Origin of the sequence: Nocardia uniformis NBRC 13702, from assembly GCF_001613345.1 — a bacterium.
Taxonomy (GTDB): domain Bacteria; phylum Actinomycetota; class Actinomycetes; order Mycobacteriales; family Mycobacteriaceae; genus Nocardia; species Nocardia uniformis.
Map to the genome: position 1 here is coordinate 72,743 of NZ_BDCE01000065.1, position 21,171 is coordinate 93,913.

Here is a 21,171-nt window from a genome sequence, read left to right on the forward strand (position 1 = left end):
ACCTCTGGGTTATGAGCCAACGGGAAACAGTCCTGGACGTGTCATGAGGTTTCGCCGCATCCCGCTCGTGCAGGTCAGCGGGGCTTCATTCGTCTATGGTGTCCGTCTGATCCCACCCTGCCCCATAGGTCGCGCCCTGTCATGATGCCAAATTTGATGCCAAATCCCCTGGCGTGACCGGCGATTTCGCCGTCTGTGGCAGCGCACCGCAGAACGGTGATCGGCAGGCGACTTCGACTCTTACATCGCCGTTCCGATGCCGAATGCGGTAACAGCGACCCGGTCAGGGGCGTGTTGTGGTCCGATGCCGTCCGTCCCGTCTAGGTCAAGTCCAAATGCGTGGTGTAACTGGGGTGGTCCCGCTTAATCTGATATTCGGTCAGGCGGTGAGGTCTGCCGGTGCGGGGTCCTCCTGTTCGTCGGTGGGCGTGAGCCCGCGTGAGCGGGCCAGAACATCGAGGCCGAGGTAGCTCGCCCAGAAGCCCGCGTTGCTGGGTACTGGCGACCGATGAGAACTCACATGCTCTTGCGTCGAGGCATGCCTGGTCGACCACCTCCGACCGCACCCCGGCGTGTTTTCAGTGGATCGTGTGGATTCCGGCCAGTTCGGCGAGCAGGGCCGTCAAGTCGTGCCACCGCTCCGACTCGGTCAGGCGGACATTGACCTGGATTCGGTGCGGGGTGAGATCGACTGCGGCGCTGTCGAATTTCACCTGCGAAATGGTGAATTCGAAGCCGTGCAGCCCGTCGCGCTCGAGTCAGGTTGGCTACCGTCTGCGGGCTCGCGAGCACGGCGTACACGCGGTCGGCGTCGGTGGACAGTTCCGCGGCCCAGCAGGCACACGTGCGGGAACCCAGCTGTGTCCACGGTCAGCAGGGGAATATGGTACCCACGCGCCGACCTCGGGACAACCGGCCAGCGCCGTACGAATATCCGCGGGAACCGTCATGACCAGCGATCGAACAGGGAGTGCTCGATGTCGAACTGGTCCAGCACCTTTCCCACTGTCTGATTCAGTAGGTGGTCGATGGTGCGCGGCTGCTTCCGCCGGGGCGAACGCGGCGGTCGCCCCCAGATCGGCGCCCACAGCGCAACATATTCTCCGGCACCGCACAATTCGCGTAGAGCTCCGGCGACCTGCAGCGCGCAGGTGTACAGCTGCCGATAGGTGAGTCGTTGTATTTCGTTGCTGCCGTGCGGGGTCGCGATGAGTGCGATGCGGTCAGGGTATGTGGCGGCACGCTCGACCAGCAATGAACCGATGGTGTGGTCGGAGAGCGGGATGCGGGTGTCCGGGGAGCGATACGCGGACACAGTGGTGTGGTGGGTTCGGTGGCCATCTCGGCTCCAAGCAGAATGAGAAATCGGGTGGGGAACAACAGGCGCGGAACGCTCAGGGGCGGCAGACAGCCGAGTGGGAGTTGCCACCGATTTGGCTGAATACGCCGCGGGGAAACAACACGCCGTACAGGGACACATCGAGACTGCAGATGTATCCGTTCGCGTAGGCGCCGGTCTGGCTGGCCTTCCCCACTCCGAGCAGCAAGGCGGTGAAATCGGGTAGGCCTTTGTCCAGTCTGTCGCCGTTGGCAAGCAACAGGTTCAGGGCGGCGCTGGTGGAACTCTGAGCGAGAGTGAGCTTGGGTTGGATCCGCTCCAGCATCGTTGCCAATGCTGCAGTGCCGGAGGCGATCTGAGTGGTCGAGTCCTGGAGTGCTTGCCCTTGGTCGTAGAGTCCGCCGATCAACGCCCGGGTCTGGGTCACCAGGGTTTCCAGTTCGTCGCCGCGTGCGGCGAGACCCTGCATGACGGTCGAGAGGTTGGTGATCACGTCGGCGAGGATGGTGTCGCGGCGCTGGAAGTCTCCGGCGAGGGTGGCGGCCTGGGTGATGAAGGCGCTCAGGGACACCCGGTCGCCCTGCAGTGCTTGGATGAGGGTGGCGGACAGGTCGTTGACCTGCTGGGGGTCGAGTATTTGGAATAGCGGCTGGAAACCGTTGAGCAGCCCGGAGATATCGAACGACGGTTCGGTGCGGGTCAGCGGGATCCGCGCGCCGGGGTGCAGCGGTGTCGAAGCGGCCGCCGTGCCGGGCGCTAGGGCAATGAATCGCTGTCCGATCAGATTCTGGTACCGGACCAGTGCTTTGGTGTCGTCGTAGAGTGTCTGGTCGCGTTCGACGACGAAGGTGACCTTCGCGGCGTAGCGCTTGGTGTCGGCCTGGCGTTCGATGTCGATCGTGGCCACTTTCCCGACCCGCACACCGGCCATCCGGACATCATCGCCCTTCCGCAGTCCCTGCACATCGGTGAAGAGTGCGGTGTAGGTGTTCACCGGGCCGGAGACATTGCGCGCCAAGGTATTCCAAATGACCGTCGTCACCAGGACCGCCGCCAGCGCGAAGAGGGAAAACCCGAGGAGTGGTTTGCCGAGTCCGGTCACGGTCTGTCACCTGGCCGGTTGGTGGTCGCGGTGCCCGTCCACGGAGAACGGTGCTCCCGGGTGTGGGCAATCGTATTCCGTGGTGGGACCGCACATGTCGTTGACCAGGTAACTGGGCACATTCGAGGGCATGGTGTCTCCGGGGTACAGGCTCACCGCCACCGCGCTCACCGCGTAACCGAGCATGGCGGTGGTGGTGTAGCCGACCACGGCCAGAGTCGAGACCAACGTCCGGATTCGTACCGGTAGCCGGTCGGTGCCGCGTTCGACGAAACTAGGGCCGTCCGGGTCCCGGAAGTACCGCAGCACCGCGAGGGCGGCGAACATGGCGCCCCAGAACATGACGTCCGGGATGATCGGCAGCTGCCAGCGGGTACCGGCGAAGATGGTGAGATCTCGTTGCGGTGTCGTCCACATCGCCCAGCCGGAGCGTTGCACCAGTACCTGGTGGATAATCACGACCGCGACCATCATGAAAACCCATACGGCGACGGTGAGTCCCACCGGACCGGTACCAGGGCGGCGGCGGGCGACGAACCGCATGACGTAGCAGCCCAGGACGGCGGCGAGCGGCAATGTGGCGTACCCGGTGAACTCCACCAGCAGTGGATTGGGCAGATTGCCCGCGTTGGGGCTGATCCAGCCAGGGATGTACGGAGTCCATGAACCACGGTTGAGGTAGTAGGAGTTCATGAAGAACTGGATGCGCACCATATTGCCGATCGGGTCCAGCCACGTCAGGGCGAGGGTGCCGATGAACAATTTCGCATCGAAGATCAGTCGGCGGCGACGCACACACCTGACCACGATCCACCCCAGGGTCCCGACCGCTGCGGCGGTGAAAGCGCCCTGTTCGATCCAGGCGGTGACCTTCTCCCACTGCGGAACCGGATCCGATCCCGTTGGCGTGGAACGGAAATGGCCGGAAGTGACCCACCGGGCATACACGTAGAGCTGGACCACCACCGCCGCTGTGCCGATCGTGGCCCACCACAGCACCGGCCGCTGGATGACGGTCCGGTTCGTCGTGTCAGAAATGGTCGCGGTCATGGCGCTCCTGGTGCTTCGGCCCGAATTCGCGGGCTATGAGGTCGAGCATGATTTCGTCGGTGCCGGCGGCGATGCGGAAGACACGCAGGTCCCGCCAGGCGCGTTCGATGCCGTACTCGTTCATGCAGCCGACACCGCCGTGGATCTGCAGGGCGGCATCGGCGATATCGCAGGCGCTGCGGGCTGCGAACAGTTTGGCGATGGAGATCTCCCGGATCGGGTATTCACCGCGCTGGACCTGCCAGGCGGCCGAATAGACCAGTTGCCGAGCGGCTTCGAGCGCGACGGCCATCTCCGCGAGCTTGTGCCCGACGGCCTGGTGCGCGACCAGCGCACGCCCGAAGGTGTGCCGCTCCCGGGCATAGCGCGCGGTGGTCTCGAGGAGCCATTCCGCAGCGCCGACGCAGTACGCGGCGGCGGTCAGCCGCTCACCCTGCAACTCCCACATGATGTGCTGGAACCCGCGTCCCGGCTCGCCGAGCACCGCGGCCGCTTGCACCCGGACCTCGTCGAAGGTGATGAGGGCGGTGTCGGAGGCACACAATCCGACCTTGGCCAGCGGTCGGCTGCGGGTGATGCCCGGCAGGGTCATCGGCAGCAGGAACAGGGTGAATCCTGATCCGATACCCTCACTGCGCGTCAGCAGCACGATCGCGTCCGCGCGTAAACCGTTGGTGATGAACATCTTCGAGCCCGAGATGATCCAGTCCGCACCGTCGCGACGAGCATTCGTCCGGATCGCCGCCACATCGGAGCCCGCATCGGGTTCGGAAATGCCCAAACACAAGATCGCGGTACCCGCGATCGCGGGACCCAGCCACTGCTGCTGTTGTTCGGGGCTGCCGAAAGCGACGATCGGGGGCATCGCCATATCGGTGTGTACCGACACCCCCATCTCCACCCCCGCGCTGTTGAGGCGGCCGAGTTCCTCGGCCAAGACCAGCGTCGCGGTCAGATCGCCACCCTGACCACCGAATTCGGCGGGTTTGTCCAGGCCGAGCAGCCCTGCGGCACCGAAGCCGGGAAACACACTGTCGGGGAAGGACGATTGTTCCCATTCGTCGATCTGCGGGGCGATCTCGCGAGAGAGGAACCCCCGCACGCTTTTTCGTAGCGTGGTGTGCTCGTCGGTGAAGATCGGGTGCGCGGTCACGAGTTGCTCCCCGCCACGCGAGCACCCAATGCGCTTGCCGCGCGCAGGAAATCGGCCGATGAATAGCAGTCCGCCTGCTCGCGCTGCGCCACTTCGCGCGCCTGCTCGAAAGTCAGTTCCGCACCGGCCTCGAGTACCCGCTTGGCAGCGCGAACAGCGGTCCCCGAATGGGCGGCGATACTTCGCGCCAACCTGTCGGCACAGGCATCGAGTTCGGCGTCATCGACGACGTGCTCGGCCAACCCGATCCGTCCGGCCTCGCTGCCCTCGATAGTCATGCCGGTCAGGATCAGCTCGCGGGCCTTACCGAGGCCGACCAGGCGCGGGAGCCAGTAGGCGGTACCCGTATCGGGGATCAGGCCGAACCGGATGCCCATCGCCGAGAGTCTCGCGGTCGGTGTGACCACCCGCAGGTCGCATGCCACGGCCAGTTCGAACCCGGCGCCCAGCGCGTGACCGCGAATCGCCGCGATCGTGACGAACGGCGCTCGGCTGAGCTTCGCGAAGCCCTCGGTCCAGGCCAAGCCCTGCCGACGGCGTTCCTCACGATCCTCCGGAGTGTCGAGCGGGCGAGCGAGCGACGACATTGCCGTGCCGTCGAATCCGGCGCTGAGCGAGCGGCCCGCGCCGGTGACCACCAGACACCGCAGGTCCTGGCGTGGGCTGAGTCGGTTCATCATTTCGGTCAGGTCCAGCCACATCGCCGGGTTCTGGGCATTGAGCACGTCCGGCCGGTTCAACCGCAGTTGCCCCACTCCGTCCTCACCTGCGATGAACTGCATCGTTTCGAGATCGATCACTGCGCCCCTTCCGCCCTACTACGCCATGTGGCCTCGGATGCGGAATTTACTATAGTGTTGACTATATTATCTAGATCTGGCCGGGATTGAGGGGCGAAGAGCGTTGTTGCCGGGGAATATCGGTAAGGTCGGCGCAATGGCCACCTCCTCGACCGGGCATGATCGCCGCCCCGGCCGCCCGCAACGGCCTTCCGCCGACGCGACGCGGCGGGCACTGCTCGACGCAGGACGAACCCAGTTCGCCCGTAATGGCTTCGCGGGCACGGGCGTTCAGGACATCCTCGACAGCGCAGGTGTGACGGTCCCGGTGCTGTATCACCATTTCGGCAACAAGCTCGGACTCTTCATAGCCGTGGCCGAAGACGTCTACTCACACTTCCTCGCCGACCTGCAACAGGCGATCGCACCCGCAACCACCTTCGAACAAGCCATGGACGCGGTGCTCGACGCGGCCCAGCGAATCCATCGAGCCGACCCGACCATGGCCGCCATGACCTTGACCGTCCAGATCGAAGCGCGCCGCGACGCGGAGCTCGCCGAGAGGCTGCGTCCCAGCCTGCACGCATTCCGTGAATTCACCGACACACTGGCCCACCGCGCCCCCGACGCAGTCATCGCCACAATCGGTCGCCGCCACCTCGCCCGCGCCATCGCCGCAATCCTCAACGGACTCAACAGCATCGCCGACAACGCCGACCCCGACGGGTTCGACCTCACCGTCAGCGGGCTGCGCCACCTGCTACGACTGGATGCAGCTCCAGAGCATCGCTGACAACCGAACCACTCCGGCCCGTTGCGAGTCCCAACTCATGGAGTGTCGCCAGACACCCATTGACAAGATTGCTCTGTTGAATGCGCTGCATTCGGCAATGCCGGATGTTCGAGAGACGCATGCGGATGCCTCCATCTCGTGTTCGGCATCGACGGTTCGCCCGTACAGGGCAATCGTGAAAATGAATAAAGCTATTCGGAAGCGGAGTCGCGATTAGTGGGCCAGCAGTTGGGCTTTCGCTGCCGCGAACTCCGCTTCGGACAACACTCCGGATGAGCGCAGCTCGCCGAGCTGCTTCAGCTTCGACACCAGGTCGTCGGCGGGGGCTGCCGCCGGTGCGGGTGGTGGCTGGTAGGCGGGTGGCTGCTGAGGAACCGATTGCTGTTCGGCGTAGGCCTGCTGTTCGGCCGAACGCTGCTGCGAACGGCGTTTCATCGCGTTCGCCGTGGCGCTGGCGGTGCCAGTCACCACGGCGGTTCGGGCGATCGTACCGAGCAGACCGGGGCGGCCGATTCTTCCTCCGCGAAATACCATGTGTTCCAACCTTTCTAGGATGCGGCCAGCGCCGCTTCGACAGCATCGCGCGGTACCTGCACGTGCAGCGCCACCTCACCACCGGCGCCGCTCACCGCTGTGGAGAGCGTGCGCGCCCAGGTCTGCTCGTACACCACGACCAAGGCCGACGTGCCCGGCCGCATGGTCGAGCGCACCACGTCGAGGTCGTCATCACTGACCAGGCCGCGCGCGTCGACCGTGATGCCGTCGAGCCCGACCTCCTCGAGGGGTTCGTCGATCTCGACCTGGGTGAGCGCCCCATCCGGAGCCATATGGAGAAAGACCAGGTCCAGTACTGTCACATAGCCGCGATCCACCACATCGTGCAGCGCGTTCTTCGCACTCGCTCCGACGCGAGCACCGGGAAAGGTGAAGACCACCAGTTCAACAGGCCCGAGGTCCGATGTTTCCGCCATGTCGCCATCCTCACTGTCGAACACCGGGGTGTGCGCCTCATCCGTAACCGATGAAGCGCACCCCGCGGTGCGGGTTATCGCTTGTCGGGATTCCAGGTCGCCAGTGCCCAGATCACCACGATGTCGAGGGCGATGATGAGGATCGACCACAGCGGGTAGTACGGCAGCCAGAGGAAGTTGCTGATAATCGACAGCGCGGCCAGGCCGATGGCGGTGATCCGGGCCCACAGCGCACCGGTCATCAACGCTATGGCACTGATGATGAGCAGGGCACCGACCAGGATGTGGATCCAACCCCACGAGGTGATGTCCATCCGGTAGATGTAGCTCGGTCCGGCCACGAATAGATCGTCCTTGGCGACCGCGGCAATGCCCTCCAGCAGCGACAGCACACCGGCCGTCAGTAGCAGGACGGCCGCACCGATGGATACGCCGGCGGCGACCCCTTGGCGCACCGGGTGTCCGGTAATCGGCGATTCGGTCATGTGCGATTCCTTTCTCGAGTGCCCGCGAGATCGCGAACGGCATGTGTGTCGACGGCTCAGTGCAGCCAAGGCGACGAACACGACGGGTCCGGCGAGGCCCCTCGTCGCCGCGGTGCCTCGCAACGGTCAGGGTGTGACGATGGCGAAATCGGGGTCGGGTTCGTCGAACAGGGTCACCAGTTTGGCGAAGCTCGCCACGTCACCGTCGATGGTGACGGCCCCCGATTGCACGGCCGCGCCGAGGTCTTGGCCGTCGAGCAGGACCCCGATGAGGGTGGCGCGGGTCAGGGTGAAGGTGACCTCGGCCGGGGGCAGCGTGTCGCCGTCGCGGCGGTCGTAGTGCAGCAGTACGCCATTGCGCAGTTCGAGGCGGCGGGTGCGATTCTCATCGGTGAATATCCAGTCGCTGATGGCCTTCTCGTGCCACGCCTTGGGCCCGTCCAAGCGCAGGGACATAGCGTCGAAGACCTGTTCCACGGTCAGCGCGGCCAGCATGGTCGGCGAACTCGCCGGGGTCGGGGTACCGACATTGCCGTTGCGCAGCTCGTAGGCGCCCATCAGATAGAAGTTGCGCCATGGACCGTTCTCGGCGCCGTACCCGAGCTGATCGAAGGTGCTGGCCTGCAAGGTCTTCGCGGCTTCGTTGGACGGGTCGGCGAAGATCACATAGTTGACCACCTGCGCCACCCAGCGGTAGTCACCGTCGTCGTAGGCAGCACGCGCCTTGCGCAGCACCTGGTCGGCACCGCCCATGAATTCCACATGGCGTTTGGCGGATTCGACCGGGGGGTGCTCCCACAGGTGTGCCGGATTGCCGTCGAACCAGCCCATGTAGCGCTGGTAGACAGCCTTCACATTGTGGCTGACCGAGCCGTAATAACCCCTGGCGTGCCAGGAGTTTTCGACTGCGGGCGGCAGCTCGAAATCCTCGGCGATCTCCGAACCCACCAGGCCCTGGTTGAGCTTGCGCAACGTCTGATCGTTGAGGTAGGCGTACAGATCTCGTTGCAGCGACAGGTATTCGACGAGCCGCTCGGTATCCCAGGTGGGCCAGTGATGGGAGGCGAAGACGACATCGCTGTCGCGCGCGTAGAGATTGATGGCCTCGGTGAGGTACTGCGACCACACGTGTGGGTCGCGGACCAGCGCGCCACGCAGGGTCAGCAGGTTGTGCAGGGTGTGGGTCGCGTTCTCCGCCATGCACAGTGCCCGGAAGTCCGGGAAGTAGAAGTTCATCTCCGCGGGCGCTTCGGTACCCGGCGTGATTTGGAAGACGATGCGTACACCGTCGATCGTCATTTCCTGCCCCGTGTGGGTGATGTCGTGAGTCGGGGCGATGAGGGTGATGGTGCCGACCGAATTGGTCTGCCCCAGACCGGCTCCCACCTGTCCCTGCGGGCCGCGGGGCAGGACCGCGCCGTACATGTAGGCCGAACGGCGCGCCATAGCCGTTCCGGCATAGACGTTCTCGGCGACCGCGTGCTCGAGGAAGCCCGCGGGAGCGACCACGGGAAGGCGACCGGCCTCCGCGTCCTCGGCCGAGGCGACGCCGCGCGCGCCGCCGAAATGGTCCACGTGCGAATGAGTGAAGATGAGCCCGGTCACCGGTTTGTCGCCGCGATGAGCACGGTAGAGCGCCAGTCCGGCCGCAGCGGTTTCGGCGGAGATCAGCGGATCGATCACGATCACACCGGTTTTACCCTCGATGAGGGTCATATTCGACAGATCCAGCCCCCGAACCTGATAGATGCCCGCAACCACCTCATAGAGCCCCTGACGGGCGACCAGACCGGCCTGCCGCCACAGGCTCGGGTTCACCGAAGCCGGGCAGGTGCCCTGCAAAAAGTCGTAGGAGTCGCTGTCCCACAACACCTTCCCCTCGGCGTCTCGCACCACCCCGGGTTCGAGCGCGGCGATGAACCCGCGGTCGGCGTCCTCCTGATCAGTGGTGTCGGCCAAGGGCAACTCAGCGGCGATCCGCTGCTGCTGGTCGATAATGAAATCGCTCGGATCGGTCGCTGCGCTCATTTCACTCCTTCTAGTTCCTCTGATGTCAGACTGCGACGCACCCACAGCCAGGTGCCGGCCAGCATCACCACCAGTGCGGGCTTGCCGAACACGAGTGCGACCGTGCCCAGGACCACCACCTTGTCGGCGATATACAGCGGCACCATCACCACCAGGTGCAGCGCCCAAAAGACGAACCACGCGAAAGTCACCTTGCGGTGCAACATGATTCGGGTGGGCCGGGCTGCAGACTCCGCGGGTTCGAGCCCGATCCGGGTGCACGCCCAATGACTGAGCGGTCGACCGACGAGCAGGCTCGCCCCGAAGGCCACCGTGCCCACCGCACAGATCAGCAGGTCGGGAAGATAGAAGCCGCGCCCCTCCCCGGTAATGCCGACGAATAGCGAGAAGACCACGACCACCGCCACTGCGGTGAGGACCACCCGCGCGGAATCTCCCCGCACCAGCCGGAAGCCGGCGATCGCGCAGGCCACGGCGAGTGCGATGAGGACGCCGATCTTGGCATTGGCCGTGGCGTACCCGATGAGGAAACCCACGGCCGGGGCGGCGCCGTCGATAATGTGCCGAGGGCCGCCCAGCGATTTGAACTTGCCCCACATCTCGGCGGTCGTCGACCGCCGAGAATTGTCGGCAGATTCCACGTCACCCCCTGTGCTCACGCATCAACAAGGCATCAGCTATCCACTGGCAACATACATCGTTGCACGGTTCAGGCCCGAACGAGTGAAGCTGGCAAACATGTCGACCTACGAGGCACCCGCGAAGGGGTCGGCGTCAGCGGAACGAGCGCGTCTCGACCCGGTTGTCGACTCGCCGCGGTGAAGACTGTCAGCCGACCAATGAAGGAGAGCCGATGCCACCGCGAAGTCCTCAGTCCGCCCACCCGATTCCGGCCCTCTCCGCCGCGACCGGCTGGTCGATCCCGCGAGGTCTGATCGTCCTACTGGCGGCGGCGCGCGGCGCGGCGGCGGTCACCGATATTGTCGCCACGCGACCCGATGCCACCGCGCTAGATTTGGCCGGATTCTCCACCCCCACACAGCGATTGGTGGTGGCGCTGGCGCTGCTCGATGATCTGTGGGCTCGGCGCGATGAACGGCGACCGGTCCTGCTCGTCATCGACGAGGCGCATAATCTCGCCTCGCCACAACTTGATTCGCCGATCGCGGCCGCGGTCCGTGAACGACTTATCCAGATCGCCGCGGAGGGCCGCAAATACGGGCGGTGGCTACCGCTCTCGACACAGCGGCCCTCCAAGGTGCACCCCGGGGCATCCTGTCCCAGTGCGACAATCTCGCGCTCATGAAAACGACCTCGCCGGTTGACCTGGCGGAACTGGGGACCTACTTCGGATATGCACCGACCGCGCTCCTGGAGCAGGCCCCCTGGTTCCGACAGGGCGAGGCGCTGTTCGCGGGTGGATTCGTGCCCGCACCGACGCTGGCCAAAGTCCACGCCCGACTCACAGCGGAAGGAGGCAGCGATGTCAGCGTGCCGATGCGCTGACCGCTGACTTGTCCCGCATTCTGGACCGAGTCGAGCAGCATCGTCGATGCCCTGCGGTCCCGGCACCAGCCGAGAGCACGGTCCGATACGACGCGCACGGACCTGGATCGCGGCAATGCCGCGGTGGCGCGGGCCGCGCCACCGCGCGCGGTGAAACTCCTCGAGCCATCACATCCCGGCGCCAACGCAATTCGTGCCCTACGCAACAGGCCCCTTCGCACCTGAGCCCTCCGAATTCTGGTCGAGCCAGCCAAGGGTCTGGTCGAGCGAGCCAACGGATATCTGGAGACCTCGTTCCTCCCAGACCGCGCGTTCAACGATCCGGCCGACGTCAATACCCGGCTGAGCGCCAATCAGCGTCATCACCGGCGGCTGGAATGTCGTCTCAGCGACCGTTGGGCTCGGCACAGTGAGGTGGCCTCAGCGACTTTGATCGGGAGCCGCGGAGACCGAAGCGGCCCCCAACCCGTGACGGTTCGAAGATAGATCGCGCGCACATATGGCGCCGTTCAGGAATGCGGCCGCTGCACCAATCGCGGCCTACAGCTGGGTAATGCCCGCACCTTCGCGGTCGAGGTGAAGCGCGTCGCGCAGGGCGGTGAATGGCTCGGCGCAGGTCGACGAGCATCTCCTGGCGTACCGGTTGATCGCAGGCCGCCCGGTCCGAGGTCGCCGCGAGCGGACACACGACCCCTCGACGCCACCTCCTCGACGCGTCAGAAGTCGTGGTCCGCTCGATACGCTGCCGATTCCTCCCTGAAGGGTCGACAGGTTGCCCACTCGGCTGCGACCGCACCCCTCGGACGCCGCAGACAAACGAGTCGCAGAAACCCTACGGAGGGCGGGTATTTCCGCGCATGCCCCGAATTCCCTGGGCATGCGGGTAGCTACTGGACAGCAACCCACTCCGTTGTGGTCGGACCGCACATTCCTGAACAGCGCAGCCCGGCCGCAGGTGTGCGACCGGGCTGCGATTGTCCGCCGAGACTGCGTCAGGGCAGGGCGTTGATCAGCTTCTCGACATCGACGCGGGGGCCGGTGAAGAACGGGATCTCTTCGCGCACGTGCAGGCGCGCCTCGGTGGCGCGCAGGTCGCGCATGAGGTCGACGATGCGGTGGAGTTCGGGGGCCTCGAAGGCGAGGATCCACTCGTAGTCGCCGAGGGCGAAGGAGGCGACCGTATTGGCGCGCACGTCGGGGTAGCCGCGGGCGGCCTTACCGTGATCGGCGAGCATCTTGCGACGCTCCTCGTCGGGCAGCAGGTACCAGTCGTAGGAGCGGACGAAGGGGTAGACGCAGATGTAGTTGCCGGGTTCTTCGCCCGCGATGAACGCCGGGACGTGACTCTTGTTGAATTCGGCGGGGCGGTGCAGGGCGGCATTGCTCCATACGGGGGCGCTGGCGCGGCCCAGTTCGGTGGTGCGGCGGAAATCGGCGTAGGCCGCCTGCAACTCCTCGATATTCTCCGCGTGCCACCAGATCATGAAGTCGGCGTCGGCGCGCATACCGGCGACGTCGTAGAGGCCGCGCACCACGACACCCTTCTCCTCGAGAGCATCGAAGAAAGCCTTGGCCTCCTTGATGATCGCCTCGCGCTCCTCCCCCAGCGCACCGGGCTGAACCTGGAACACCGAGAACATGAGGTAGCGGATGGTGTCGTTGAGTGCCTTGTAGTCGAGTCGCGCCATGAGACCATCGTGCCATTCGGGCGAAGTCGAGGCGCGTGGCGGGCTGACATGTGAGCCCTCGTACCCGCAACCGGACATAGTGGTCACAGATCGCGATGCGGCGGTGCCTCCCGCCACCTCACCACGGGATGACCGCGCGGGCCCGGCGTCATTCCGACGTGTTTCGGCCGGAATCCACACTCCTGCCGTAGTGGATCCCGGCCAAAAGCATGCCGGGATGACGGGGGTGCCGGCCACCGCGTTCGGGCGGCGTGCCCACCCGGCGTTCGGGCGGCGTGCCCACCCGGCGGAACCGCTGGTGATGCACGCCGGGCCAGAACGCTCAGATCAACTGATCGGCAATGCGGGTCGCGGCGGCGGTGCCGGAGGCGGCGCAGGCGGGGACGCCGACGCCGTCGAGGTACGCACCGGCCACGGCTATTCCGTCGAGATCGGCGATCGTATTACGCAGGGCGGCAATGCGATCGGTGTGGCCGGGAGCGTACTGCGGGAGGCCGCCGGGCCACCGTTGGACGATGGCGGTCAGCGGGCAGAGGGGTGCGTCTACCACCGTTGAGAGGTCTTCGGTGGCGGCGGTGATGAGGTCGGCGTCCGACCAGGACAGCGGGGCGGGGTCGCCGAAGCGGCCGAAGGAGGCGCGGACCAGGGCTACGTCACGGGTGGCGAGGTGGGGCCATTTGCGGCTGGAGAGGGTGAAGGCCTTGGCGCGCAGGGGTTCACCGGTGGCGACGAGAATGCCGGAGTTGTCGGGGAGCGGGGCATCCCGCGGGAGGGCGAGTGCCACCACCGCCGACGATGACAGCTCGATTCCCCCGGCGATATCGGCGGCCTGTGGCGCGATATCGCGCAGCAAGGCGGCCGTGACGGGTGCGGGGGTCGCCAGGATCACCGCATCCACGGGACCGACCGGGTCGAGTTGCCAGCCTGCCGCTGTGCGGGTGAGACGGGTTGCGGCCGTGTCGGTTTCGATCTTCACGTTGGCGGCGGCGCGCAGCGCGTCCAGCAGAACCCGGTAGCCGTCCCGGATCCCGCCGAATACCGGGGTATTCGACTTCGGGGGCAGGGCATTTCGCACGGCTTCGGTCAGACTCGACGCGCCGCCGTCGAGGGCGGCGGCCAATGTCGGCAGCGCGGCGCGTACTCCGATGGAGTCGGCCGTACCGGCGTACACGCCACCGAGCAGCGGATCGACACTGCGACGAACCACCTGCTCCCCGAACCGATCCGCGACCAAAGCCCCCACCGAGGTATCGCCGCCGCGCTCCCAGCGCAGTGGGCGGTTGGGTTCATCGGCGATGCGCGCCAGGGTCTGCGCATCGACCAGCCCCTCGACCGCTTCCGGCCCGGAAGGAATACCCATCAGGGTGTCCTCCGGCAGCCGATGGCCACTGCCCTCGGACCAGATCAACGGCCGTCGTCCCGCCGGGTGAACCAGCTGCTCGGAGATCCCCAATTCCCGCATCAACTCCGGGATTTCGGGCCGACGGCCGACAAACGCCTCCGCCCCGAGATCCACCGGATCGCCCGCGATATCAGTGGTCCGCAGAATCCCGCCGATCCGCCCGGACCGCTCCACCAGCACCAGTTCCGCGTCCAGGCCCAATGCCATCCGCAACCGGTAGGCCGCCACCAGCCCGCTGATACCCCCGCCGACCACCGCGACCCGCATCGACCACTCCTCAGTCACCTTCGTGAACGCCGAGCGCGGCCCCGACCCGCGAGCCCGGCGCAGCGAACGCGGCACCGCACCTCACCGGCGAGCCGCTCCCCTGCAAACTACTCCCGCCGCCGCTGTGATCGGCACAACCCCGCACTCGAAGGGTTTGGAGACCGAGTGGTCAGGGGGACATGAGGGCGGGGGTCTCTCGGCCGATGCCGCCACCATGTCCCCCTGACCGCACGGTCTGTTCTCTGGTGTCTCTTGTCTTGTTGTCTCGAGTCGGGACCACGGCCAGCCAGCCAGGGGTGGAAGGTGAGGATCCGCGCCTGACTGGGGAGCCAAGGTCGGGTACGGCACACGACGCCACCACACTGATCGGTTTTGCCCTTCCTCCGGAACCCAGCTGGAACCGAAACCCACGCTCCCAACCTGGCTACGTAGGCCCCGAGAACAGCAGTTGCCCCGCACGTATCTTCAGAGCGGCGAAGGCAGGCTGTGGATCAGTTCGACGGCCGCGGTGATCGCGCCCGGATCGGTGTCCGGCAGCACCCCGTGGCCGAGGTTGAAGATGTGCCCCGTCGCGCCCATGGCAATGGCGGAATCGGCCTCGTGGGCGATGCGGCGGATTTCGGATTCGACGGCGGCGGGGCCCGCGAAGAGGACGGCGGGATCGAGGTTGCCCTGCAAGGCTTTTCCGGGGCCGACGCGGCGGACGGCATCGGTCAGGGGGACTCGCCAGTCGACGCCCACCACATCCGCGCCCGCTTCGCCCATGGCTCCCAGCAGCTCTCCGGTGCCGACGCCGAAGTGAATGCGCGGGACGCCGTAGGAGGCGAGCTCGGCGAAGATGCGCTCCGAATGGGGGAGAACGAATTCGCGGTACTGGGCGAGGGTGAGCGCACCCGCCCAGGAATCGAACAGCTGCATGGCATCCACGCCGGTATCGAGTTGGGCGCGCAGGAATTCGGTGGTGATGTCGGTGAGGACGCCCATGAGTTCGTGCCAGGTATCGGGGTCGGCGAGCATCATCGCCTTGGTCTTCTCGTGGTGCTTGCTGGGACCGCCCTCGACCAGGTACGACGCCAGGGTGAAGGGGGCTCCGGCGAAACCGATGAGCGGAGTGTCGCCTAGTTCGTCGAGCAGGAGCTTGATGCCCGCGAGGACCGCGCCCACCTCTTCGGTACGCAGGCGCGGGAGGGCGCGCACATCGGCGAGACCGCGAATGGGATTGGCGACCACGGGACCGACGCCGGGGACGATATCGAGGTCGATACCGGCGGCCTTGAGCGGAACCACGATGTCGGAGAACAGAATTGCCGCGTCGACGCCATGGCGGCGGATCGGCTGCATGGTGATCTCGCAGACCAGCTCCGGATTGAAGCAGGATTCCAGCATGCCGACGCCGACGCGCAGCTTGCGGTACTCGGGCAGCGACCGTCCGGCCTGGCGCATGAACCACACCGGACGCCGGGTGGGCGTGCCACCGGTGGCGGCTGCGAGGAAGGGGGCGTCGGTCAAACGGCGGCGGGTGTGAGTGCTCATCACCGCCATCGTAAAGGTCACGGGCGGCGCGCCTCCGCCCACGCCGCGCCCGACAGGTCTAGCGTCGTTGAACGTGACACCGCTCGACTTCCGCGACGGCGCCGCACCGACCCCGGAACCCGAAGAACCAGCCCGGTTCCGCGACGCGGTCGAGGCGATGGGGACCGTACAAGTGCACCCTAGGATCGAGCTCGCACCGATCCGCCCGCCGCAACGCCTAGCCCCCTATTCCTACGCGGTCGGGGCGGAAGTCACGCACGGCGACTCCAATGTGGTGCCCGTCGACTCCGACGGTGACGCCTTCGGACGGCTCATCCTCTTACACGACCCAGACGGGCAGGAAGCCTGGCACGGGGTCTTCCGGCTGGTCGCCTATATCCAGGCCGATATCGACGCCGCGCTGGCCGCCGACCCGCTGCTGCCGGAGGTCGCGTGGAGTTGGCTGGTGGACGCGCTCGAATCGCGGGCACCGTTCACCGCACTGGGTGGGACGGTCACCGCGACCAGTTCGGTGCGCTTCGGTGATATCGCGGGACCGCCGCGCGCTCAGCAGCTGGAACTGCGGGCGTCGTGGACGGTCGGCGACACCGAGATGCAGCCGCATGTGGAGGCCTTCTGCGAGGTGCTCGCCTACGCGGCGGGGCTACCACCGGCCGGAGTGACGCGCCTGGAGATCCGTCCCGGCGGCGCGGACGACACGCACCAGTAGCAATCTGGATATCACCCTCGTCACATCTGCCCCACCCGTGTGTCCAGAAGGCTGGACATCAAACTTTCTGTACCGCAACGAAATCGGCGCCGGACACGTACGATACCGATCAGTCCGACGCTGCCTCCGTCCCCGCGATTAACCGAATGGGACGCGGAACCGGTCGCGCCCAACACGTAAAGTTCAAGACCATGTCCGTACCAGACGATTCCGACGCCACTGTCGCGGTCCCCTTGCTCGCGCCAGCGGACGGCGTACCCCCGGTATTGGACAGTGCTGCCCAAATCGTTGCCGCCGCGGCCGCCCTGGCCGCCGGATCCGGGCCGCTCGCGGTCGACGCCGAACGCGCCTCGGGCTTTCGCTACTCCCCCCGCGCCTACCTGATTCAGCTGCGCCGCGCCGGAGCGGGCTCCTTCCTCATCGACCCGCTTCCGGTCCAGCACGATCTCGACTCCCTGGCCGCGGCCATCAACGAGCTGGAGTGGGTGCTGCACTCCGCCGACCAGGATCTGCCCGGGCTCGCCGAGCTGGGTCTGTTCCCGGCGCGACTGTTCGATACCGAGCTGGGTGGACGGCTGGCCGGATTCGAACGCGTCGGCCTGGCCGCCATGGTGGAGAAGCTGCTCGGCCGCGAACTGCGCAAGGGCCACGGCGCGGCCGACTGGTCGACGCGTCCATTGCCCGCCGAATGGCTCAATTACGCGGCACTCGACGTGGAACTGCTACTCGAACTGCGTGACGCCGTGGCCGCCGACCTCGAGGAGCAGGGCAAAACCGATTGGGCGGCCCAGGAGTTCGAGCATGTGCGCACCCTCGAGGCCGCACCGCCGAAATCCGACCGGTGGAGACGTACCTCCGGTATCCACAATCTGCGGCGCACCCGCCAGCTCGCCGTCGTGCGCGAACTGTGGACCACCCGCGACAAACTCGCCCGCCTGCGCGATGTCGCCCCCGCGCGCATCCTCCCGGATTCGGCCATTATCGCCGCCGCCGAAAACGATCCCAAAACCATCGCGCAGCTGCGCACCCTCCCCGTTTTCGGCGGCCCCCGCCAACGCCGCTACTCCCGCGAATGGCTCGGTGCCGTCGAACGCGCCCGGGCCCTCCCGGACAATGCCCTGCCGCCCCTCACACAGCCCTTCGACGGCCCACCCCCGGTCAACCGTTGGGAACGTCGCGACCCGGCCGCAGCGGCCCGCCTACAGGCCGCCCGCGCCGCCATGACGGATTTGTCCACCGAGGTGTCGATCCCCGTGGAGAACCTCCTCACCCCGGACCTGCTGCGCCGTATGTGCTGGGACGGGCTGCCCAAGACCGCCACCAATGGCGACTCGACCGCGGTGATCGAGGACTACCTGGTCGCCGGAGGGGCACGCCAGTGGCAGCGCGACCTGGCGGTGCCGCGCCTGGCGGAGGCGCTGTTCCCGCCAGCGAAGGCCGAGTAGACCGGAGCTATTCAGTCCTCGTAGACCGGTGGGCGGCGATCCTTCCGCGCCCGCATCGCCTCGTCGAAGTTGTCGGTGGTCAGCCGGACATACAGCTGCGCCATGCCCTCCTGCTGCATGTGCGATTCGAAGCTGCCCGCCTCCATGCCGCCCCACAGCATGCGCTTGGTGAGTTCGGTGCCGACGCGGCTGTAGCGGAGGATTTGTTCGGCCAGGTCGTAGCTGGTTTCCAGCAATTTGTCGGCGGGGACCACGCGGGAGACCAGGCCGATGCGTTCGGCTTCGGCGGCATCGACGTCGCGGCCGGAGAGCATGATTTCGAAGGCTCGGGAGGAGCCGATGGCGCGCGGTAGCAGGTAGCTGAAGCCGAGTTCGGCGGAGGTGAGGCCATTGTTGATACCCGCGGCGCGGAAGTACGCGTCCTCGGCGGCGATGCGGATATCCGCGCCGACGCTGAGGCAGAAACCGCCGCCGATGGCCGCGCCATTGATGGCGGCGATGACCGGTTGGTGCATGCGGCGCAGGGCCAGCATCACGTCATTGAAGATATCCATGGATCGGCGGGCGATGCTGGTGCGGGTGAGTCCGGCGACGCCCGGGACGCCGCCCGAATGGTTGAGGTCCGCGCCCGAGCAGAAACCCTCGCCCGCGCCGGTGAGCACCACCACGCGCACCTCGTTATCGGCGGCGACCGCCTGCAGGGTTTCCCGCAGCGGCACCATCACATCGAACGCCATGGCGTTCATGCGCTCGGGGCGATTGAGGGTGATGAGCGCGATCTGCGGGCGCGGCTTCTCGACGAGAACGAACGTCATGCGGACTCCTGAACCGGCGGTGTAATCCAAAACTGCAACCGGTTCTAGAATCTACGGGAGAAGCCGCGACCCGCGCATGGAATCAGGAAGCGGCCTGCCCCTGTGCCGCATCGCCGGTCAGCGTGCCGCCGCCCAGCCATCCGGTTATCCGCTGTGCCACATCCGACGGGGTGAGCCCCAACTCCTGATGCAGCTGCGCGCGCGTACCGTGATCCAGGAAGCGTTGCGGCACACCGAGTTCGCGGGTCGGCACATCCAGTCCGGCGGCGCGAATCCGGGCCGATACCGTACAACCGATACCGCCGTGCAGACCGCCGTCCTCGACGGTCAGCACCATGCGGTAGTTCTCGGCCAGTTTCACAATGCCCTCATTGACCGGCAGCACCCAGCGCGGATCGATGACCGTGACCGAAATCCCTTCCGGCTCCAGCAGTTCCGCCACTTTCAGCGCCAGATCTGCGAAGGCGCCGACACCGACGAGCAGAACATCGCCGTGCACCGACTGCACCGAATCCGCGCCGTCGGGCAGCCGCAGCACATCAATGCCGTCATAGCGCTCCACCGCCGAGATATCCTCGGAGACAGTGCCCTTGGGGAAGCGGATAGCGGTCGGGCCGTCGCAGACCAGTAGCGCCTCACCCAACTCCTCGCGCAGTGTCGCCGCATCACGCGGGGCCGCCACCCGAATCCCGGGCACAATGCCGAGCACCGACATATCCCACATGCCATTGTGCGACGCACCGTCGTCACCGGTAATGCCCGCGCGATCGAGCACCAGCGTCACCGGCAGTTTCAGCAGCGCCACATCCATGAGCAGCTGATCGAAGGCACGATTGAGGAAGGTGGAGTAGATGGCCACCACCGGATGCATGCCACCGAGTGCCAATCCGGCCGCCGAGGCGACGCCGTGCTGTTCAGCGATCCCGACGTCGAACATGCGCTCCGGGAAGCGTTTTCCGAAAGCGGTCAATCCGGTCGGGCCGGGCATGGCGGCGGTAATGGCGACGACATCATCGCGCTGTTCGGCCTGTTCGATGAGCTCGCTGGAGAACACCGATGTCCACGACTGGTTCTTCGACGTCCCCACCGACTCACCGGTAATCGGGTCGATCCGACCGACGGCGTGCATCTGATCGGCCTCATGGTCCTCGGCCGGTTTGTAGCCGCGTCCCTTCTGGGTGACCACATGCACCACCACCGGACCGCCGAAATCCTTGGCACGCCGCAGCGCGGCCTCCAGCGCGACGGTGTCGTGCCCGTCCACCGGCCCCACATATTTCAGCCCGATATCGCTGAACAGTTCCTGCGGCGCGACGGCGTCCTTGATCCCGGTCTTCAGGGCATGCAGCATCGAATATGCCGAATCCCCTACGCGCGGAATGGATTGCACGATCCGCTTGGTGGCATCCAGGGCCTGCTCGTAGGCGGGCTGCATGCGCAGCGCCGTCAACCGATCGGCGAGGCCGCCGATGGTCGGCGCGTAGGAGCGGCCATTGTCATTGACCACGATGACAACCGAGCGATCCTGTCCGGCGGCGATATTGTTCATCGCCTCCCAGCACATACCGCCGGTCAGCGCGCCGTCCCCGACGACCGCGACCACATGCCGCTTCTGCCGCGACAGCGCGAACGCCTTGGCCAATCCATCCGCGTAGGACAGTGAGGCCGAGGCGTGCGAGGACTCCACCCAGTCGTGCGCGCTTTCGGCACGACACGGATATCCGGACAGACCACCCTGCTTGCGCAGCGTGTCGAAACCGTCCTTGCGGCCGGTCAGAATCTTGTGCACGTAGGCCTGGTGGCCGGTGTCGAAGATAATCGGGTCGGCTGGCGAATCGAAGGTGCGATGCAGCGCGATGGTGAGCTCCACGACGCCGAGGTTCGGCCCCAGGTGCCCGCCCGTGACGGCGACCTTCCGCACCAGGAACTCGCGAATCTCCTCGGCCAACTCGCGCAGCTCCGGTGTCGTCAGCCGACGCAGGTCCTCGGGCGTATCGACCCGGGAAAGCACTCCCACGGCTATTGCTCCCTCCGGAAAACTCCTGTGTTTGGCACAGTCTACGGAGCCCGTATCGGCTCCTGATGCCGGGAATGAAACCCCACCTG

22 protein-coding genes are annotated in these 21,171 nt (G+C 66.2%); 5 read left to right on the forward strand and 17 right to left on the reverse strand.

Annotated features, from left to right (window positions below; all coding sequences use genetic code 11):
• Positions 1–379: 379 nt before the first annotated feature.
• The 7 genes from NU1_RS42340 to NU1_RS24050 form a co-directional block, all read right to left on the reverse strand.
• On the reverse strand, positions 380–520 hold the full coding sequence (locus NU1_RS42340; RefSeq protein WP_169815129.1) for a hypothetical protein: 141 nt from the start codon (positions 518–520) through the stop codon (positions 380–382).
• A gap of 58 nt (positions 521–578) precedes the next feature.
• The gene (locus tag NU1_RS43845) at positions 579–713 is read right to left on the reverse strand and encodes a hypothetical protein (protein WP_281221265.1); all 135 of its coding nucleotides are present in this window, start codon (positions 711–713) and stop codon (positions 579–581) included.
• 233 nt (positions 714–946) lie between these two features.
• Complete coding sequence (locus NU1_RS42575; protein WP_067524383.1) at positions 947–1,315, reverse strand: AMP-binding protein; 369 nt, start codon at positions 1,313–1,315, stop codon at positions 947–949.
• Positions 1,316–1,394: 79 nt separating this feature from the next.
• Positions 1,395–2,441: an MCE family protein gene (locus tag NU1_RS24035; RefSeq protein ID WP_067524385.1), complete on the reverse strand. Its 1,047-nt coding sequence runs from the start codon at positions 2,439–2,441 to the stop codon at positions 1,395–1,397.
• Between the two features lie 6 nt (positions 2,442–2,447).
• Complete coding sequence (locus NU1_RS24040) at positions 2,448–3,491, reverse strand: spirocyclase AveC family protein (protein WP_067524387.1); 1,044 nt, start codon at positions 3,489–3,491, stop codon at positions 2,448–2,450.
• Positions 3,472–4,644 (reverse strand): acyl-CoA dehydrogenase family protein, encoded by a 1,173-nt coding sequence (locus tag NU1_RS24045; RefSeq protein ID WP_067524389.1) that lies wholly within the window; start codon positions 4,642–4,644, stop codon positions 3,472–3,474. The genes NU1_RS24040 and NU1_RS24045 overlap by 20 nt, the downstream gene beginning before the upstream one ends.
• Positions 4,641–5,444, reverse strand: a complete 804-nt coding sequence (locus NU1_RS24050) for an enoyl-CoA hydratase/isomerase family protein (protein WP_067524391.1) — start codon at positions 5,442–5,444, stop codon at positions 4,641–4,643. The genes NU1_RS24045 and NU1_RS24050 overlap by 4 nt, the downstream gene beginning before the upstream one ends.
• A 136-nt stretch (positions 5,445–5,580) precedes the next feature.
• Between NU1_RS24050 and NU1_RS24055 the strand changes: the two genes are divergently transcribed.
• Positions 5,581–6,216 (forward strand): TetR/AcrR family transcriptional regulator, encoded by a 636-nt coding sequence (locus NU1_RS24055; protein WP_067524393.1) that lies wholly within the window; start codon positions 5,581–5,583, stop codon positions 6,214–6,216.
• Positions 6,217–6,429: 213 nt separating this feature from the next.
• Here NU1_RS24055 and NU1_RS24060 read toward each other — a convergent pair whose 3' ends face one another.
• The 5 genes from NU1_RS24060 to NU1_RS24080 form a co-directional block, all read right to left on the reverse strand.
• A complete protein-coding gene (locus tag NU1_RS24060) occupies positions 6,430–6,750 on the reverse strand; it encodes an SHOCT domain-containing protein (protein ID WP_067524478.1) in 321 nt (106 codons plus the stop codon).
• A 14-nt stretch (positions 6,751–6,764) separates the two neighbouring features.
• The gene (locus tag NU1_RS24065) at positions 6,765–7,187 is read right to left on the reverse strand and encodes a DUF6325 family protein (RefSeq protein ID WP_067524480.1); all 423 of its coding nucleotides are present in this window, start codon (positions 7,185–7,187) and stop codon (positions 6,765–6,767) included.
• 74 nt (positions 7,188–7,261) lie between these two features.
• Positions 7,262–7,672 carry a DUF7144 family membrane protein gene (locus tag NU1_RS24070; protein ID WP_067524396.1) on the reverse strand — a complete coding sequence of 137 codons (411 nt, stop codon included), beginning with the start codon at positions 7,670–7,672 and terminating at the stop codon, positions 7,262–7,264.
• A gap of 126 nt (positions 7,673–7,798) precedes the next feature.
• The gene (locus NU1_RS24075) at positions 7,799–9,700 is read right to left on the reverse strand and encodes an alkyl/aryl-sulfatase (protein ID WP_067524398.1); all 1,902 of its coding nucleotides are present in this window, start codon (positions 9,698–9,700) and stop codon (positions 7,799–7,801) included.
• Positions 9,697–10,359 (reverse strand): DUF3159 domain-containing protein, encoded by a 663-nt coding sequence (locus NU1_RS24080; RefSeq protein WP_157552938.1) that lies wholly within the window; start codon positions 10,357–10,359, stop codon positions 9,697–9,699. Before NU1_RS24080 ends, NU1_RS24075 begins: the two co-directional genes overlap by 4 nt.
• Before the next feature lie 194 nt (positions 10,360–10,553).
• On the opposite strand from NU1_RS24080, the gene NU1_RS42580 reads away from it, so the two are divergent.
• Together NU1_RS42580 and NU1_RS42585 are read left to right on the forward strand one after the other, a co-directional pair.
• Positions 10,554–11,006, forward strand: a complete 453-nt coding sequence (locus tag NU1_RS42580; protein ID WP_067524403.1) for an ATP-binding protein — start codon at positions 10,554–10,556, stop codon at positions 11,004–11,006.
• Positions 11,003–11,206: a hypothetical protein gene (locus tag NU1_RS42585; protein ID WP_067524405.1), complete on the forward strand. Its 204-nt coding sequence runs from the start codon at positions 11,003–11,005 to the stop codon at positions 11,204–11,206. Before NU1_RS42580 ends, NU1_RS42585 begins: the two co-directional genes overlap by 4 nt.
• Before the next feature lie 992 nt (positions 11,207–12,198).
• Here NU1_RS42585 and hemQ read toward each other — a convergent pair.
• The 3 genes from hemQ to hemE form a co-directional block, all read right to left on the reverse strand.
• Positions 12,199–12,894 carry a hydrogen peroxide-dependent heme synthase gene (hemQ, locus tag NU1_RS24100; RefSeq protein ID WP_067524409.1) on the reverse strand — a complete coding sequence of 232 codons (696 nt, stop codon included), beginning with the start codon at positions 12,892–12,894 and terminating at the stop codon, positions 12,199–12,201.
• 322 nt (positions 12,895–13,216) lie between these two features.
• Complete coding sequence (locus NU1_RS24105; RefSeq protein ID WP_067524411.1) at positions 13,217–14,563, reverse strand: protoporphyrinogen oxidase; 1,347 nt, start codon at positions 14,561–14,563, stop codon at positions 13,217–13,219.
• Positions 14,564–15,028: 465 nt separating this feature from the next.
• Positions 15,029–16,105 (reverse strand): uroporphyrinogen decarboxylase, encoded by a 1,077-nt coding sequence (gene hemE / locus NU1_RS24110; protein WP_067524413.1) that lies wholly within the window; start codon positions 16,103–16,105, stop codon positions 15,029–15,031.
• 64 nt (positions 16,106–16,169) lie between these two features.
• On the opposite strand from hemE, the gene NU1_RS24115 reads away from it, so the two are divergent.
• Together NU1_RS24115 and NU1_RS24120 are read left to right on the forward strand one after the other, a co-directional pair.
• On the forward strand, positions 16,170–16,805 hold the full coding sequence (locus tag NU1_RS24115; RefSeq protein ID WP_084521755.1) for a DUF3000 domain-containing protein: 636 nt from the start codon (positions 16,170–16,172) through the stop codon (positions 16,803–16,805).
• Positions 16,806–16,996: 191 nt separating this feature from the next.
• Positions 16,997–18,250, forward strand: a complete 1,254-nt coding sequence (locus NU1_RS24120; RefSeq protein ID WP_067524484.1) for a ribonuclease D — start codon at positions 16,997–16,999, stop codon at positions 18,248–18,250.
• Between the two features lie 11 nt (positions 18,251–18,261).
• Here the strand turns inward: NU1_RS24120 and NU1_RS24125 are convergent, their stop codons facing one another.
• Together NU1_RS24125 and dxs are read right to left on the reverse strand one after the other, a co-directional pair.
• Complete coding sequence (locus tag NU1_RS24125; RefSeq protein WP_067524416.1) at positions 18,262–19,065, reverse strand: enoyl-CoA hydratase; 804 nt, start codon at positions 19,063–19,065, stop codon at positions 18,262–18,264.
• An 82-nt stretch (positions 19,066–19,147) separates the two neighbouring features.
• Positions 19,148–21,082, reverse strand: coding sequence for a 1-deoxy-D-xylulose-5-phosphate synthase (dxs, locus tag NU1_RS24130; RefSeq protein ID WP_067524418.1), 1,935 nt, complete (start codon positions 21,080–21,082; stop codon positions 19,148–19,150).
• Positions 21,083–21,171: the final 89 nt, after the last annotated feature.